This is a genomic window from Ruegeria sp. YTSA108, from assembly GCF_059610185.1.
Genome location: NZ_JBXWND010000014.1, coordinates 36,905 through 49,906, shown reverse-complemented (window position 1 = coordinate 49,906; position 13,002 = coordinate 36,905). Strand labels below are relative to the sequence as shown.

At 59.5% G+C, this 13,002-nt stretch carries 13 protein-coding genes; 5 read left to right on the top strand and 8 right to left on the bottom strand.

Translation table 11 applies throughout. From position 1 onward, the window contains the following. Positions 1 to 174 precede the first annotated feature (174 nt). Positions 175 to 906 carry a Crp/Fnr family transcriptional regulator gene (locus AC2FHW_RS17265; RefSeq protein WP_271952139.1) on the top strand — a complete coding sequence of 244 codons (732 nt, stop codon included), beginning with the start codon at positions 175 to 177 and terminating at the stop codon, positions 904 to 906. Positions 907 to 909: 3 nt separating this feature from the next. On the opposite strand, the gene AC2FHW_RS17260 is transcribed toward AC2FHW_RS17265, so the two are convergent. The 7 genes from AC2FHW_RS17260 to AC2FHW_RS17230 all read right to left on the bottom strand — a co-directional run bounded on the left by AC2FHW_RS17260 (position 910) and on the right by AC2FHW_RS17230 (position 9,370). Then, on the bottom strand, positions 910 to 2,214 hold the full coding sequence (locus AC2FHW_RS17260; protein ID WP_496822317.1) for a M16 family metallopeptidase: 1,305 nt from the start codon (positions 2,212 to 2,214) through the stop codon (positions 910 to 912). Next, positions 2,211 to 3,551: a M16 family metallopeptidase gene (locus AC2FHW_RS17255; RefSeq protein WP_142640049.1), complete on the bottom strand. Its 1,341-nt coding sequence runs from the start codon at positions 3,549 to 3,551 to the stop codon at positions 2,211 to 2,213. Before AC2FHW_RS17255 ends, AC2FHW_RS17260 begins: the two co-directional genes overlap by 4 nt. An 81-nt stretch (positions 3,552 to 3,632) precedes the next feature. After that, entirely contained in the window at positions 3,633 to 4,151 is a 519-nt protein-coding gene (locus tag AC2FHW_RS17250; protein WP_271952136.1) for a DUF3035 domain-containing protein, read from the bottom strand. Positions 4,152 to 4,201: 50 nt separating this feature from the next. Further along, on the bottom strand, positions 4,202 to 4,672 hold the full coding sequence (gene lspA / locus AC2FHW_RS17245; RefSeq protein WP_496679135.1) for a signal peptidase II: 471 nt from the start codon (positions 4,670 to 4,672) through the stop codon (positions 4,202 to 4,204). Further along, positions 4,672 to 6,261 carry a bifunctional phosphoribosylaminoimidazolecarboxamide formyltransferase/IMP cyclohydrolase gene (gene purH, locus AC2FHW_RS17240; RefSeq protein ID WP_271952132.1) on the bottom strand — a complete coding sequence of 530 codons (1,590 nt, stop codon included), beginning with the start codon at positions 6,259 to 6,261 and terminating at the stop codon, positions 4,672 to 4,674. The genes lspA and purH overlap by 1 nt, the downstream gene beginning before the upstream one ends. Before the next feature lie 22 nt (positions 6,262 to 6,283). Beyond that, positions 6,284 to 8,023, bottom strand: a complete 1,740-nt coding sequence (locus tag AC2FHW_RS17235; RefSeq protein ID WP_496822315.1) for a heparinase II/III family protein — start codon at positions 8,021 to 8,023, stop codon at positions 6,284 to 6,286. Between the two features lie 90 nt (positions 8,024 to 8,113). Continuing rightward, on the bottom strand, positions 8,114 to 9,370 hold the full coding sequence (locus AC2FHW_RS17230) for an RsmB/NOP family class I SAM-dependent RNA methyltransferase (RefSeq protein WP_496679127.1): 1,257 nt from the start codon (positions 9,368 to 9,370) through the stop codon (positions 8,114 to 8,116). A gap of 89 nt (positions 9,371 to 9,459) precedes the next feature. On the opposite strand from AC2FHW_RS17230, the gene AC2FHW_RS17225 reads away from it, so the two are divergent. Beyond that, entirely contained in the window at positions 9,460 to 9,642 is a 183-nt protein-coding gene (locus AC2FHW_RS17225; RefSeq protein ID WP_142640036.1) for a DUF1674 domain-containing protein, read from the top strand. On the opposite strand, the gene AC2FHW_RS17220 is transcribed toward AC2FHW_RS17225, so the two are convergent. Continuing rightward, positions 9,643 to 10,500, bottom strand: a complete 858-nt coding sequence (locus AC2FHW_RS17220) for a LysR family transcriptional regulator (RefSeq protein WP_496679122.1) — start codon at positions 10,498 to 10,500, stop codon at positions 9,643 to 9,645. It abuts the gene before it with no gap. A 98-nt stretch (positions 10,501 to 10,598) separates the two neighbouring features. Between AC2FHW_RS17220 and tmpA the strand changes: the two genes are divergently transcribed. The 3 genes from tmpA to AC2FHW_RS17205 are packed head-to-tail and all read left to right on the top strand — an operon-like array spanning position 10,599 to position 12,987. Then, positions 10,599 to 11,735 (top strand): 2-trimethylaminoethylphosphonate dioxygenase, encoded by a 1,137-nt coding sequence (gene tmpA / locus AC2FHW_RS17215; RefSeq protein ID WP_496822313.1) that lies wholly within the window; start codon positions 10,599 to 10,601, stop codon positions 11,733 to 11,735. Beyond that, complete coding sequence (tmpB, locus tag AC2FHW_RS17210) at positions 11,732 to 12,322, top strand: (R)-1-hydroxy-2-trimethylaminoethylphosphonate oxygenase (RefSeq protein WP_142640030.1); 591 nt, start codon at positions 11,732 to 11,734, stop codon at positions 12,320 to 12,322. The genes tmpA and tmpB overlap by 4 nt, the downstream gene beginning before the upstream one ends. Then, positions 12,319 to 12,987, top strand: a complete 669-nt coding sequence (locus tag AC2FHW_RS17205) for an ureidoglycolate lyase (RefSeq protein WP_496709472.1) — start codon at positions 12,319 to 12,321, stop codon at positions 12,985 to 12,987. The genes tmpB and AC2FHW_RS17205 overlap by 4 nt, the downstream gene beginning before the upstream one ends. The last annotated feature ends 15 nt before the right edge of the window (positions 12,988 to 13,002 follow it).

Genomic DNA, 13,002 nt, shown 5'->3' with positions numbered 1-13,002 from the left:
CCCATCCCTGGAAAACCCAAGGGTGCAAACAGTTTGTTCGGGTACAGATGGCGCGCTGCTGCATAGAGTGATCATTGAATGCACATAACGATGATTAACATGTGACATTGTTCATATACAGCGCCGCCACTATCCCTCAGCTTGGACCCAGTCTTAACAAGGTTGGATCGGTCCATGCTGAGTTTTCCATACGAGTTTCCTGAACTGGTACAGGTCGCCACGATGATCGGCGTCTTTGGCGCGGGCCTCTACATCACCAGCTATTTTCTGCTGCAGATGGGGATCATCCGGGGCAACGGCAGCCTCTACCCCCTGCTTGTGATCGCCGCAGCCGGATGTGTTCTGTTCAGCATGTCGGAAGAATTCAACCTCGCGGGCTCGATCATTCAGCTGGCCTATATCTCGATCTCGATCCTGGGCCTGCTGCGCGGGTTTCTGTCCCGGCATTTGCTTCGGTTTTCAGATGACGAACGTCAGTTCATCGCCCTGCACCTTGAATCGCTGAAACCCCACCAAGCCCGGAAACTGTTGAACACCGCCGCCGTCAAGACCTATGAAAACGGTGACATCCTGATCGAAGAAGGCAAGACAACCGACTTTTTGGGCTTTGTCTTAAAGGGGCGGACCACGATCCTGAAAAACGGCCGGGTCATCAACCAATGTGGAGAAGATGAGATTTTGGGAGAGCTGACCTTTGGCCTTGGGCTGCCTGCCACAGCCACGGTAATAGCCACCGAACCCACCAAATGCCTGGTTTTCGACAATATCAGCCTGATGCGCTTGCTGCGGCGGAGCCGCCATATCGACGATGCATTGAAAGCAGCGCATTTCCGACATACACGGCAAAAGCTGTTGAACAGCAACAGGCACACGCTGCAGGCCCAGAGAAGACCTGCAGCGGCCTAAGGGTCAGCCGTCCAGACCTTCGGGTTTGCCAACGATGGTAAAGTGCAAACCATCTGGATCCAGCAGTTCGGACGCCACCCGGTTCACATCCTCAAGCGTCACTGCATTTACCTTGTCATTGCGTGTGGCGATATAGTCGATAGGCAAATCCTCCATCTGCATACCCACCATGATCCCGGCGATCTGGCTGTTGCCATCAAAGCGCAGCGGATAGGCACCGGTCAGATAGGTCTTGGCGTCGTCCAACTCCTTCTGAGTGACCCCTTCGGATGCGGCGCGCGCCCATTCGTTGCGGATCACATCAACGGCTTCGGCAATACGGTCATTGGCAGAGGACACCGACCCAAGATACACAGAGGCCAGATCCTTTGGCACCAGATAGGTCGCCACACCATAGGTCAGACCGCGTTTTTCGCGCACTTCCTGCATCAGGCGGCTTTCGAAACCCCCGCCGCCAAGAATGTGGTTCAACAGATAGGCGGAAAAGAAATCCGGGTCGTCGCGGTCGATCCCGGCATGGCCGAACAGAGCCACCGATTGCGGCGTATCGAACTCGATCACGCTCACTCCGCCAGTGATCGTCACATCGGCCCGCTTAGGGATCGGTTTGCCGGTATCCGGCAGATCAAGCAAGAGCTCGTCCAGCACCGCGCCCAGTTCCTCTGGGGTGATATCGCCGACCGCGCCTACATACAGACGATCCTTGGTAAACACGTTCTCATATGCCGTGACCACATCATCGCGGGTCAAGGCACTGACACTTTCGATCGTGCCCTTGCCTTCGGAACCGTAGGGGTGATCGCCATAGGCCATTTCCGCGAAGCTGCGCCCGGCAATGTCACTGGGGCTGGTCTGATCTGACCGCAGACCCGACAGAACCTGAGCGCGAACACGGTCTACGGCATCCTGATCGAAACGCGGTTCGTGAATTGTGGTCCGCAACAGGTCAATCACCTCATCCCTGTTTTCGGTCAGAAACTGTGCCGAGATCGACACTGAATCGTCTGAGGCGCTATACCCGAACGACGCGGCCAGAGATTCCAGCTCGCGCGCGTAGGTGCGGGCATCCATTTCGCCAGCGCCTTCTTCGATCAGGCCGCTCATCAGATACACCGCGCCGCGCTTTGTCTGGTCGTCCAGCGACGTGCCACCGCGGAACCGCAGCTCCAGGGCGGTGAAGGGGATCGAGTGATCCTCGACCAGCCATGCGGTGATGCCACCCGGCGAGGTGACCTCTTCAATCTCGATCTCGGCCCATGCAGGAACTGCGATGACCAAAGCAATCAGAGTTACAAATATCCGCTTCATTGCGTTACCTCATCGTCTCGCATCAGCCAGCCCGTGACCGAGGTTTCAGGCTGCAGCACCTCGCGCGCGGCGGCGATGATCTGATCACCGGTCACCGCCTGCAGGACATCAGGCCAAGCCTGTACATCTTCGACCGTCAGCCCGCTGGTCAGGGCACGGCCATAGCGATTGCCGATCCCGTCCACATTGTCACGCGCATAGGTCTGCGCGGCGCGCAGCTGCATTTTGATCCGATCCAGATCCTCTTCGTTCACACCTTCGGCGATGAAATCGGTCACGGCCTGATCCATCGCATCCTCGGCCTCTTGCAGCGACACGCCTTCGGCCGGAACAACCAGCAGATCAAATGTGGTATCGTCAAGCGACACGCCTCGGTAGAACGCACCGGTATAGACGACCTTTTGCTGCTCGAACTGCAGTTTTTCATTCAGGTACGACGTCGTGCTGCCCCCCAGTAATTCAGCCAGAAGGAACAGGGCGGCGGCTTTTTCCTGTGCACCTGCGTCCCGTTCGGGTGCTAGATAGCTGCGCTGAACATAGGGCTGCGATACGCGCGCATCCTTAAAGGTCAGACGGCGTTCAGCGGTTTGTGGCGGCTCCTGTGATCGCACCCGTTCGGGCAGGTCCGGGTTTGCCGGGATTACCCCGTAATATTGCTCGGCCAGGGATTTGACCTCGTCTGGCTCAACATCGCCCGTCACCACCAGGATGGCGTTATTTGGCGAATAGTGGATCTGATAGAAGGACAGTGCATCGTCCAGGTCCAGCGTTTCCATCTCATGTTTCCAACCGATAACGGGGACACCATAGCGGTGGTTGAGGTATTGCGCCGCGCTGACCTGTTCACCGAACAGGGCGCGCGGGTTGTTTTCGGTACGCTGGTTACGTTCTTCCAGGATCACGTCGCGCTCGGTGGCGATGTCATCATCGGACAGGCGGATATTGCGCATCCTGTCTGACTCCATCCGCATCATCAGCTCAAGCCGGTCGGCAGCAACACGCTGAAAATAGGCGGTGTAATCATACGAGGTGAACGCGTTGTCATTGCCGCCATTGGCCGCGACGGTGGCAGAAAACTCGCCCGCCTCCAGCGTGTCGGTGGCCTTGAACAACAGGTGTTCCAGAAAATGCGCCACACCGGACGAACCAACCGGCTCATCCGCCGATCCGGCGCGATACCAGACCATGTGCTGCACGACTGGGGCGCGGTGATCCTCGATCACGACAACGTCCATACCGTTATCCAGCGTAAAGGTGGTGACCGCCTCGTGCCCATCTTCGGCAAAAACCGGGGTGGCGGCGATCAGAGCAGCCGACAGTGCCAGAGCCCGAACCATGGGGCATCCTCCGTTTCGTTTCTGGTGTTCAAACTACGGTGGTGCCGCCCGGGTTCAACCCCGATGACGGAAAGTTAAGAATTATTCATTGACCGGCGGCGCCGATGGCGTTTCGATCCCAGCGTTCCGCGCAGCCTGGGTTTGCTTGTTCGGGTCGATAGCCCAGCGACGGTAAACCTGCGAATATCGATCTACGTTGAACAGCCGCAAACGGGTCCAGCGCCCCTGACGCTTGCGGAAATCCGCATCTTCTTGGTTGACGACCTGCCGTGTGTTTGACGGAACGCCATATCGGCTGGAGGCCGTGACAAGCGCGCCATCAGAGGCAGGCACAGCGGTATTTGGATTCGAAGCAGCCGGATTCCCGCCCAGCGCGGCAATAGCATCCCCTGTGGGATTGGCATCGGTCAGGTTGGTGCCACCCGGTGTCGGTGCGGGCAAAGAGTTGTAGTTCTCGGGCTGGGTCAGAGGTTTGACCGGCAGAATCGCAAACTCGTCCGGGCCCGGGCCCGGCGGCTCGAGGTGGCGCAGACCGATATCCGAACATCCCGCAACCGCAAGACTCATAGTCACAACAAATATGGAACGCGGCAACCGCATGAAAGTCTCCAGCCTGTTTCAGGCGCTTTTATCGTATTTCCAAACCCGCGTCACGAGGGCTTTTTCCTATCAAACAGCACCAACCCGAACGCACCTGCGAATATGAATACATCGGCCAGATTGAACACATAGGGGTTGTCGAAACCACAGCAGGACATGTTCAGAAAATCCAGCACATATCCGTACAACACGCGGTCCACCACATTGCCAAGCGCACCGCCGATCAGCAGGCCGCCACAGACCAACAAGAGCTTTGAGGGGGCCGTGCGCATCAACCAAATCAGCACGCCCACTGAAATCACCAGTGAAACTCCGATCAGAGCCCAGCGCGCGGCGTCGCCATTGCCCTGAAACAGGCCGAAATTGATGCCGCGATTCTCGCCATATCTGAACACCAGAAAGGGCGGCAGAACGCTGATCGGCCCTTCGGCCACGCGCATCACATGAACGACCAGGTACTTGCTGATCTGGTCGATCAGAAACGCGGTCAGCGCCGCCCAGAGGAGCAATCGGGCACGCATCAGTGACGGAAATGCCGCATGCCGGTAAAGACCATGGCCAGACCGGCCTCATCCGCGGCGGCGATCACGTCGTCATCGCGCATCGAGCCGCCCGGTTGGATCACACAAGTGGCGCCTGCCTCTGCGGCCTCCATCAAACCGTCGGGGAAGGGGAAGAACGCGTCTGACGCCACCGCCGAGCCGATGGTCAGCGGTTGGGCCAAGCCCAGCACATCGGCCATACGTTCGGCCTTTTTGGCCGCGATCAGGGCGGAATCCACACGGCTCATCTGACCCGCGCCGACACCCACGGTCGCGCCGTCCTTCACATAGACGATGGCGTTGGATTTGACGTGTTTGGCGACTTTCCAGGCAAACAGCAAGTCGCGCATCTGTTCCTCGGATGGGGCCTTCTTGGTGACAACCTTCAGGTCATCCAGGCCGACGAAACCGTTATCCTTGTCTTGCACCAACAGACCGCCCGCGACCTGACGCACGGTTTTGCCACCTGCGGTCACATCCGGCAGGCCTTCGGTCGTTAGCAGACGCAGGTTTTTCTTGGCGGCAAAGATCGCCTTGGCCTCATCCGATGCGCCCGGCGCGATCACGACCTCGGTGAAGATGCCGGTGATTTCCTGCGCGGTTTCAGCGTCCAGCGGCTGGTTCAGCGCCACGATCCCGCCAAAGGCCGAAGTGCGGTCACAGTCAAACGCGGCCTTATAGGCCTCTAACAGAGTGCCGCCGGTCGCAACGCCACACGGGTTGGCATGTTTGATGATGGCACAGGCCGCACCCTTGACGGGATCGAATTCCGCAACAAGCTCAAACGCCGCATCGGTGTCGTTGATGTTGTTATAGCTCAGTTCCTTGCCCTGATGCTGAAGGGCGGTCGCCACACCGGGTCGGTTGGTACCGTCGGTATAAAATGCAGCGGTCTGATGGCTGTTCTCGCCATAGCGCAGTGTCTGTTTCAACTCGCCCGCAAAAGCGCGGCGCTTGGGGGCCTCAAGCTGCAGCGCATCGGCCATCCAGTTCGACACGGCGGTATCGTAAGCAGCGGTGCGGGCATAGGCCTTTTGGGCCAACCACTGACGGAAACCATATGAGGTCTTGCCATAATTCTCGTCCAGCTGATCCAACAGCGACGAGTAATCCTCGACATCGACCACGACATTGACAAACGCGTGGTTCTTGGAGGCGGCGCGGATCATCGCCGGGCCGCCGATGTCGATATTCTCGATACATTCGTCATAGCCAGCGCCTTTAGCCACGGTCGCCTCGAACGGATAGAGGTTCACTACCAGCAGGTCGATCACGTCGATGCCGTGTTCGTTCATCGCGGCGACATGGGTGTCATTGTCACGCAAGGCCAGCAAGCCGCCATGCACCATCGGGTGCAGCGTCTTGACCCGGCCATCCATCATCTCCGGGAAACCGGTGATCTCGCTGACATCCTTCACCTCCAACCCCGCATCGCGCAGTGCTTTAGCTGTGCCGCCGGTCGACAACAACTCGACCCCGCGGTCGGCCAGCGCCTTACCCAGCTCGATCAGCCCGGTCTTGTCGGATACGGAAAGCAACGCGCGGCGCACGGGGTGAAGATCGGTCATGGGTCCAAAGGTCCTTTTGGCGTCAGTCAAACTCGGGCTCGTCCCGGTGCAAGTCGCGCACGGCAAAGGCTGTATCCTGCGCCTTGCTCAACGTCCACCGGATGCGCGTCGCATACTCCATTGCGCGGCCAGATAGAACGATCTGTTTTGTCGCGCGTGGCTTCAAACGGCCCTTTTCAAGATAAACACTTGGCTCGATTGACAATTTCCCCACACCATCATGGCGGAACACCCAAATCTCACCGCTTTTGAGCGCCATGGACACCGCCGCACCGCCCAAATCTATCGCCGCATCCACGTCCGGATGCAGATGGAACCGTATGTCAAAGCCGATACCAGTCAGGCTCGACGCATCCAGCGCCTTGTCAAATTGCCGCTTGGCCCTGTCACTTGTGGTAAGCAGAATATCTTCGCCGGTCAGCTCCCGCCCGTCAAAGCGCAGCTCGAACGTTCGGGCATGGGTCAGGCCGAACACTTTGGTATAGCCATCATGCCCGGCCATAAACCGGGTTCCCTCGAACGCGTCTTCGAACTCGACCGGAACATCCTTTGGCGCGTCCACCAGCCCTTCACGTTCCGTACCAGGAACAGCTGAGGTCAGACGCGCACTTGAAAAGCCGTCAAGACAAAGTGTCGAATGCGACGGCGTGGCGCGCCCGGCCCGACGCCATTCCAACCCAAAGGTTTCCCCAGACCCACAATTCACAATCAGAGGTCGGCGGCCCGAGGTCAGCTCGAATGCCAAGGTCGACGCATGTGCGTTATATGACGCATCCCCTTTGGGCGGCGAACTGGCGTCAATTATCACACTGGTCCGTGCCGCATAGAGACGGGCAAATCCCATGGACAGGCCGTTCTCGCTTTGCGGTCTGACGCCGCTTTGCGCCAGAGCCTGATCCAGACGACCCTCGATCCCGCGCCCGCCCCCGTGGAAACGGGCCAGTGCACCATCCGAATGACGCAGATTACGCATGGTCGGGGCCATCCGTTTAATCGCATTCGCCTGCGCCCCAGGTGTACCCCGCCCCAAATCGCTAAGTGCTGCCGATGTCCACGCGAGCAGCGTGAAGACTTCCAGCAGCTCCTCGGGGTTGCGCGTGGAGATACCACCTTTTTTATCTATCTGACTGTCACATTCCCGCGCCAGAGCGCGCAGGGCGGGCTCTGCCATCTGCTCAAGCCCTTCCAAAGCCAAACCGGCTTGCACCAGACCGGCTAGCGCCTCGAACCGGGGCAGGCCAGGCGTCGCAGCATGCCAGCGTTTCGACAGGAACCAGGCCTGCTGAGATAGCGAACTGAAAAAGACCTTGCTTTGTTGCTCATCCACACCGCGCAGCAAAAAGATCGCGTGATTGATCCAACGCATCACTCGCCGGCCAGTCAGATCAGGTGCCCAACCGGGCCCGTGCCCGCGCCCATGTGCTTCGATCCAGCCCCAGACCCAGCGTTGCGCCTTTTCGCGCGCCCGGATGTCGCCAACAGCCGCCAGATCATCCAGCCAGGCAAAACCGTGGCGTTCATCGTCGAATCCGGTGCTGGGCGCAGTGACATCCCATAAGCCTGTATCCTGCGCCTCTACCAGATAGCCCGAGAACAGCAGGTTCCCAGCCACCAACTGACGCCCGCGCGCAAATGATCCAACCGTGCGTGGTTCCGGATCGCCCACAAATCCGGTAACGGCTTTGCGCCGCTGACTGAGCCGCGCATAAAGCCGGTTCTGAAACCGTGACCATCGGTTTGCCATGGTGTCCGAATTTGACATGACGCTCGTTACTCTGCCCCTTGCGCTCTGCTGGCGCCTGAGACCCAACGATAGACCGGAGCAATCGTCAAGTCATCGAAAAGCGTGCCTTCAGGTCGATTTCGTCAGGCAGGCGATATAGAAGCCGTCCATGCCGCCTGTCCCCGGCCAATAGTCAGGCCGCAGACGCAAACCGCCCTCTTCGGTGATCCAGCCGGCTTCGACCCCCGCGACCTGCAAAGCGACCCGGTCCGCTTGCATATCAGGATACATCTGTAGCGCCTCTTCAACCTGAACCTCGCCCTCATCGGGCAGTAACGAGCAGGTGCAGTACACCAACCGCCCGCCCGGTTTCAGAAGGGTCCAGGCATGGGCAAGCATCTGCGTTTGCAGCTCGATCAGCGCGCCGAATTCCGACCCGTCCTTGGCAAAGGGCAGATCAGGATGGCGGCGGATCGTGCCGGTGGCGGAACAGGGCGCATCCAGCAGGATGGCGTCATACTGACCCTGGTGTTCCAGCGCGTCAGCCGCGATGACCGTAGCCATCAGGCCCGTCCGCGTCAGGTTCTCGCGCACTCGTTCCAGACGCGATTCCGAGATATCCAGCGCAGTCACATCGGCCCCCGCAGCCGCCAGTTGCAACGACTTGCCACCGGGCGCAGCGCAAAGGTCCAGAATTTTCTCTCCGGCCTTAGGCGCCAGAACTCGGACAGGCAGTGCGGCGGCGGCATCCTGAACCCACCAGTCACCGCGATCATATCCCGGCAGAGCGGACACCTGCCCCGCATCCCGAACCCGCATCGAACCGGTCGGAAGCATCTCACCCGGCGCTGTTGCCCCGGGCTTGACCGAAAGATCCAGCGGCGCGCCCTCGAAATGCGCCAGCTCCATGCCGGTCACGGCCTCGGCACCCCAGGCCATGATCAATGGATCGCGCAGCCACTCGGGTAGGCGCGGCACGCGCATTTTCGGCCAAGCCTCTGGCCCTTCCGCCGCCACCTTGCGCAGAACCGCGTTCACCAACCCCTTGAGCCGCCCATGCTTGCGCGAGCGACCGACAATCTCAACCATGGAATTTACGACGCCATGCGCTGCCTCGCCATGGCACAGCTCAACCGCTCCCAGACGCAGGGCATTATGCACGGTCAGGGCGGGAGTGCGGTTCAGGTGATTGTCCAACAGACGGTCGGCGCGTTCGAGCCCACGCAGCGTTTGCAACGCCAGCCGCTGTGCCCGCGCCCGGTCTTCTGGTGCCAATCGCTCCAACGCACCTGCAGCCAGGCATTCTGACATCAGCCGCCCGTCACCCAAGATCTGATCCAGAAGGTAGATTGCGCTGCGTCGCGCGGCCGTTGCGTTATCGGACATTGAATCGCCTTTGATGTGACCCTCGTCCGCATTGCCAAGGGCGGACGGGGGCGTATATCAAGCCAATGCACTGAAAGGAACCCGATGTCATGAGTGACGAGCCCAAAGACCTGCCGCCTGCCGCACAACGCGCGCTGGCTGAGGCGGAGGACCGCCGCCGCAAGGCCGAAGCCGACGCAAAAGCGCGACCCAAAGAGCTGGGCGGACGCGACGGCCCCGATCCTGCACGTTATGGCGATTGGGAAAAGAAAGGCATCGCGATAGATTTCTGATCAATCCCCGCGCAGGGCCTGCAGAAAATCCGCGATGAGCGCCCGTTGCTTATTGGATTTCGCACGCTCTTCGGGCCAGGTCAGCCAATAGCCATCTTTAGCGTTCAATTCGGGCAAATCCATTCGACGCAACCGCCCCGCTCGCAAGTCCGATTGCGCCAAGGGCATGGATCCCAACACAACGCCCAAACCCTGCCGAGCCGCCGAAATCGCATGTTCCATCGAATCGAAGCTCATTTTCGAGGTTGGCAGGTCGGTCTGAGTGGTGTTTTTCGCCCAATCACGCCAGCCGGGCCTTTCACCGCGCAGATCAATCAAGGGCGCGGACCAATCCACACCCGGCGCTGCCATCGGCACCAGCACTTCGGCGGCAATCAGTTCGGCATCTCGCCCGGGCCACGCCCCACGCCCATAGCGGATTTGAAGCCAAGTCCTCTCTTCATCCAGCGAAGACCGTCGCGCCACGGAATCTGTCAGCACCCGCACTTTGGGGCGCAGGTCGTGAAAACGTGCAAGAGCGGGTATGACGAGGGCCTTAATATGGGAAGACAGGCCAGCCACCCGCAATTCGCGCGGGGATTTTCCGAAAAGGTCTTCGGTATTGCGTTCGAGCGCCTGCAAGCTGTCCTGAACCAGCGGTAGATAGCTTTCGCCCTCGACGGTCAGCGATACACCGCGCGCCTCGCGCACAAACAGCGTGCGGCCCAACCAGGCCTCAAGGTTGCCGATGCGCTGACTGACGGCAGCCTGTGTTAGCCCAAACTCGCGCGCCGCTGCCGAGAATCCACCCAACCGCCCCGCCGCTTCGAATACGCGCAACCAGTCTAGCGGGGGCAAGCCGATCTTCTTTTTATCCATAAGTTTTTCCAGGCCTCAGCAGCAACAAGGATTAATTGTCGTAATGCCATAGGGGGCGTATATCCTCAAGCAAAGCCCGCGCGAACAGGAGAAACCCCATGCTGCGCTCTGCCACCCATACTCCGTCAATCGTCACCGTGGAATTCGATACAGGCCCAAGTACCCGCTTTCACGCCATCTGGCTACGCGACAACGCGCTTGATCCTGACACACGGGCACCGGGCAACGGACAGCGCCTGATCACCATTGGCGATATCCCCGCCGATACCATGGTCAGCGCTGCCTCAGTGGCCAACGGCGACCTCACTGTCACATTTCAACCCGAAAACAAGACTGTCACTTTCCCCGCCGATTGGCTGGCTGCGCATAGCTATGACCAAGAGGACAGCCGCACCTTTGGCCGCACCGCGCCCGGGATCACCACCTGGGAGCAAGGGCTCGACGCGCCCAGCGCCGACTGGAGCGACGTCCACGCCAACCCCGCAGCCAAGCGCGGCTGGCTGGCAATGGTCGCCGAATACGGGTTTGCCAAACTGACCAGTGGCCCGACCAAACCGGAATCCCTGTTGAAGGTGGCTGATCTGTTCGGATACGTCCGTCAGACCAACTATGGCCCCTATTTCGAGGTTCGAACCGAGGTGAACCCGACCAACCTGGCCTTTACAGGGCTTGGCCTGCAGGCGCACACGGACAACCCTTATCGCGACCCGGTACCGACATTGCAGATCCTGTACTGCCTGGAGAACAGCGCCGAGGGTGGCGATTCCATTGTTGTGGACGGGTTCCGGGCGGCGGAAAAACTGCGCGATCAGAACCCCGATGGATTTGCGCTGTTGGCAGGTTTCCCGGCCCGGTTCGAATACAAGGGCTCGGACGGGGTCTGCCTGCGGTCGCGCCGCCCAATGATTGAGCTATCGCCCGATGGCGAGTTGATCGGTATCCGCTTTAACAACCGCTCGTCGGCTCCGTTTGTGGACATCCCTTTCGATCTGATGGAGGCCTATTACGCCGCCTATCGCCAGTTGGGTGAGATAATCGACGATCCGGCCATGGGCGTGTCGTTCAAGCTGGAGCCGGGTGAAAGCTTCATCGTTGACAACACCCGCGTCCTGCACGCGCGTCTGGGCTATTCCGGCGCCGGATCGCGGTGGTTGCAAGGCTGCTACGCCGACAAGGACGGCTTACTGTCAACCCTGGCGGCGATGGAACTGGCGACACTGGAGGCGGCGGAATGAAACCTGATTTCTCGACCCTGACCCCCGACAATATCGTGGCCTTCATCGGGGATATCTTTGACCGCCGCGGCGGCGAGGAATATCTGGGCGAACCCGTCACCATGGCAGAACACATGCTGCAGGGCGCGACCATTGCCGAACAGAACGGCATGCCCGAAGAGATCATCGTAGGGGCATTGCTGCATGATATCGGTCATTTCACATCCGAATTCGGCACGTACCACCCCGACGACACCGAAGACCGCCATCACGAAGATGCAGGCGCCGAGGTGCTGGAACAGTTCTTTCCGTCAGTTATCACCGATTGCTGCCGCTATCACGTGGCGGCCAAACGGTATCTTTGCGCTACCAAGCCCGAATATTTCAACCGCCTGTCCACGGCTTCGGTTCATACACTGGAACTGCAAGGCGGGCCGATGAGTGCCAGAGAAGTTGCCGAATTCGAGCAGAACCCGAACCTGAAAGAGATCATTCAGGTGCGTTATCTGGACGAAGCAGGTAAACGTGCAGACATGGAAACCCCCGATTTCAACCATTTTGCGCCGATGGTGCAGCGAATGGTCGAAAAATATCAGGAGCTCACATGAACGCCCCAGAATACATTTTTGAGGCCAACACCAAACCCTCCCTGCCTTGGCACGAGGTCCCCTTGATCCGTGCTACAGACCAGTCGGTCAAGGACTATGGCTGTCTGGTCGACGACCCCGAAGAATTCGAAATTGAAATCGTCCGTTGGCCGCAACAGGGTTGGCGGTCCATCGACGAAGGTACCGGCGATGAGGCCGGTTGGGTCGAAGGCACATTTCATGGTGAGTGGAAAGGGGACGTCCTTTACGGCGAGAACGAAGCGGTCAACGGCCACTATGTCCTCGGCTGGTCCACTGATCCGCAACAGGCCAACGCCAACCGGCAAACTGCTCCGCGCGATCAGGTTCTGCTTTGGCACATGAACTATCACCCCGATGGCGGACAGATGTTCTGGCCGATCGACAACAAGCCTTTCATCATCCCTGCCGCATTGCCGGGCGACAATCTGACACCGGATAAGGTGGTGGCCTTTTGGTGTGATGGGTCACGCGGGCTGTATATCCATCCTGGCATCTGGCACGAGGGGATATTCCCGGTCGAGGACAATCAGCGTTTTCTGGATCGGCAGGGCAAGGTTCACGCGCGGGTCAGTGCGGATATCGGCAAAGAATTCGGCGTCTATCTCGCCTGCCCTTTGCGCGCAGATAAGATCCGAGAGTTGTAGTCGGTCTGTCGGCTC

Bases quoted from the DNA above. Each gene is read 5' to 3' on its own strand.
- AC2FHW_RS17250 (WP_271952136.1), bottom strand. From the start codon at position 4,151: ATGCGGTTGCCGCGTTCCATATTTGTTGTGACTATGAGTCTTGCGGTT.
- AC2FHW_RS17205 (WP_496709472.1), top strand. From the start codon at position 12,319: ATGAACGCCCCAGAATACATTTTTGAGGCCAACACCAAACCCTCCCTG.
- AC2FHW_RS17235 (WP_496822315.1), bottom strand. From the start codon at position 8,023: ATGTCAAATTCGGACACCATGGCAAACCGATGGTCACGGTTTCAGAAC.
- tmpB (WP_142640030.1), top strand. From the start codon at position 11,732: ATGAAACCTGATTTCTCGACCCTGACCCCCGACAATATCGTGGCCTTC.
- lspA (WP_496679135.1), bottom strand. From the start codon at position 4,672: ATGCGTGCCCGATTGCTCCTCTGGGCGGCGCTGACCGCGTTTCTGATC.
- purH (WP_271952132.1), bottom strand. From the start codon at position 6,261: ATGACCGATCTTCACCCCGTGCGCCGCGCGTTGCTTTCCGTATCCGAC.
- AC2FHW_RS17220 (WP_496679122.1), bottom strand. From the start codon at position 10,500: ATGGATAAAAAGAAGATCGGCTTGCCCCCGCTAGACTGGTTGCGCGTA.
- AC2FHW_RS17230 (WP_496679127.1), bottom strand. From the start codon at position 9,370: ATGTCCGATAACGCAACGGCCGCGCGACGCAGCGCAATCTACCTTCTG.
- AC2FHW_RS17260 (WP_496822317.1), bottom strand. From the start codon at position 2,214: ATGAAGCGGATATTTGTAACTCTGATTGCTTTGGTCATCGCAGTTCCT.
- AC2FHW_RS17225 (WP_142640036.1), top strand. From the start codon at position 9,460: ATGAGTGACGAGCCCAAAGACCTGCCGCCTGCCGCACAACGCGCGCTG.
- AC2FHW_RS17265 (WP_271952139.1), top strand. From the start codon at position 175: ATGCTGAGTTTTCCATACGAGTTTCCTGAACTGGTACAGGTCGCCACG.
- tmpA (WP_496822313.1), top strand. From the start codon at position 10,599: ATGCTGCGCTCTGCCACCCATACTCCGTCAATCGTCACCGTGGAATTC.
- AC2FHW_RS17255 (WP_142640049.1), bottom strand. From the start codon at position 3,551: ATGGTTCGGGCTCTGGCACTGTCGGCTGCTCTGATCGCCGCCACCCCG.